Origin of the sequence: Roseomonas aerilata DSM 19363, from assembly GCF_000711725.1 — a bacterium.
In the GTDB taxonomy this organism is placed as follows: Bacteria; Pseudomonadota; Alphaproteobacteria; order Acetobacterales; family Acetobacteraceae; genus Roseomonas; species Roseomonas aerilata.
Genome location: NZ_JONP01000139.1, coordinates 1 through 1628 on the forward strand (window position 1 = coordinate 1; position 1628 = coordinate 1628).

The window sequence follows — 1628 nt, forward strand, 5'->3', positions numbered from 1 at the left end:
CGATCAGTGCTGCCGTCCCCATGACAATGGCCGGCATCATCGCCAAGGCCCTTGCGGCCAAGGCAGAAGCCAGAGATTCAGATGGGACGGTCCACGGCACCGTGGCCGAACTCTGGGCATGGGATCTGGTGAATGACCTGGTGCGCCTGGAGGACGGGGCCTGAAGCCTGAACAGGTCGGCGGGCGCATAACCGTTCTTTAGTGGCGTGCCTGAGCTTCGCCAGCCGCAGTGGAAGGCGTCAAATTCCTCCTTCGTCTTTGCGACCGGCCACGAAGTCCCTGGGCTAAGCAGGCATGCCGCCGCACCAGTCCTTCCAAACCAGGTATTGCCTGAGGATCTGGTCGGCACCTTGCCGAGCCTGCTGCGAACGCCGTAGCTCAGCGCTGGCGCTGACAGGGTCAGCGGGCCACCGACAGCCTGTGTTCGACAGGGGGCATTGCAAGTGTCAGGCGCGGCCGATCATCGACAGGTAAATCGCGTCCGAGATGCAGGACTTGATCAGCCCCTCGGCGGCCGCAGATCGCAGATCCTCCCGCACGCGACCGGCCACGATCAACTTCTCCGCGTGCTGCTGCCATGTCTCAGCACGTGTGGCTGAGAGGCCTCGCACCACGTCGAGCGCCTTGTCCAAGAGAGCTGTAAACTCGTCCTTACTGAGTTCAGGATCCGCTTCGCGTATCCTGTCCAAGGCATCGTGGAAGTGGTCGGAGAGGGTGGTTATCCTATCAGCAGCCTTGAGCATCGGTTGTGTCCGTCGCAAGAGGTTGGGTCAGGGGTGCTGTGGCCACAGCTGCCTGCAGCCGCGCTACTGGATCCGGTGCAATCTGAGTAAGTGGCGATCGGAACAGGACAGCTTTAGTCCGCAGCCGTCTCCGGTCTGGCCGTTAGGTGCCGCAGCAGCAACTGCAGACGGTACGAAGGCCCATGCTGTAGGCTGCGCTCCCTCGCTAGATCCGATCGAGAAGGGTGTTCAGTTTCGTCAAACGTCAACACATCCATGACAAGCGCAGTGCACTGGCGCAGCATCTTGAGCACAGCTCTTCCTTTCCTGGAGAGTTTGGCGGCTAACACAATCAGGCTCGCATCCTGATCGGCGCGAGCAGGCATCGTCTGTTTAGTCAGTGTGTGTGGCTGCCAGCATATCCCTTACTCAAGCTGGGCTTCTTCTCTAACGCGGCCGCGGCCTCGCCCATGATGGCTTGTATCTCGCGCGCCAGAGCGGTGCCTTTGACGGTACTCTGCACAAGCACCGAACGGCGGTCTTTTGGGTCAGCCTTGCGGCGAGTAAGATCAAACGTGTCTAGCCGATCCAGCCCGCGGGTGACTGAGGCTTTGGGGACGTTAAGCGCCGCGGCTAACCCTCGGACCGTATGTGGCCCCTCACCGAGATAGACGATCAGGAAGATGCTGAGCTGGCGTGCTGTGAGGTCGGGTCCGTCGCGGCGAACGAGGGAAACGATGGTCTCCCGTAGGATCTCGATGAACTGGTCGGGCGTGCCTTGTACGATCATCGATCTCCTACCTCAGTGTTCCCAAAGGGGCCGGGTGCTTAGGCACCCGGCCCTTGTTGCGTCACTTGCCGGTGACGCGGTGTTGCTTGTCCAGATCTCGGCTCAGACGAGCGGCT

At 61.1% G+C, this 1628-nt stretch carries 2 protein-coding genes; both read right to left on the reverse strand.

All coding sequences use genetic code 11. The annotated features are described in order from the left end of the window. Positions 1 to 446 precede the first annotated feature (446 nt). Positions 447 to 743: a hypothetical protein gene (locus BO39_RS29375; RefSeq protein ID WP_043840428.1), complete on the reverse strand. Its 297-nt coding sequence runs from the start codon at positions 741 to 743 to the stop codon at positions 447 to 449. Between the two features lie 376 nt (positions 744 to 1119). Then, positions 1120 to 1512, reverse strand: a complete 393-nt coding sequence (locus BO39_RS29385; RefSeq protein ID WP_052403044.1) for a MarR family transcriptional regulator — start codon at positions 1510 to 1512, stop codon at positions 1120 to 1122. Positions 1513 to 1628 lie beyond the last annotated feature (116 nt).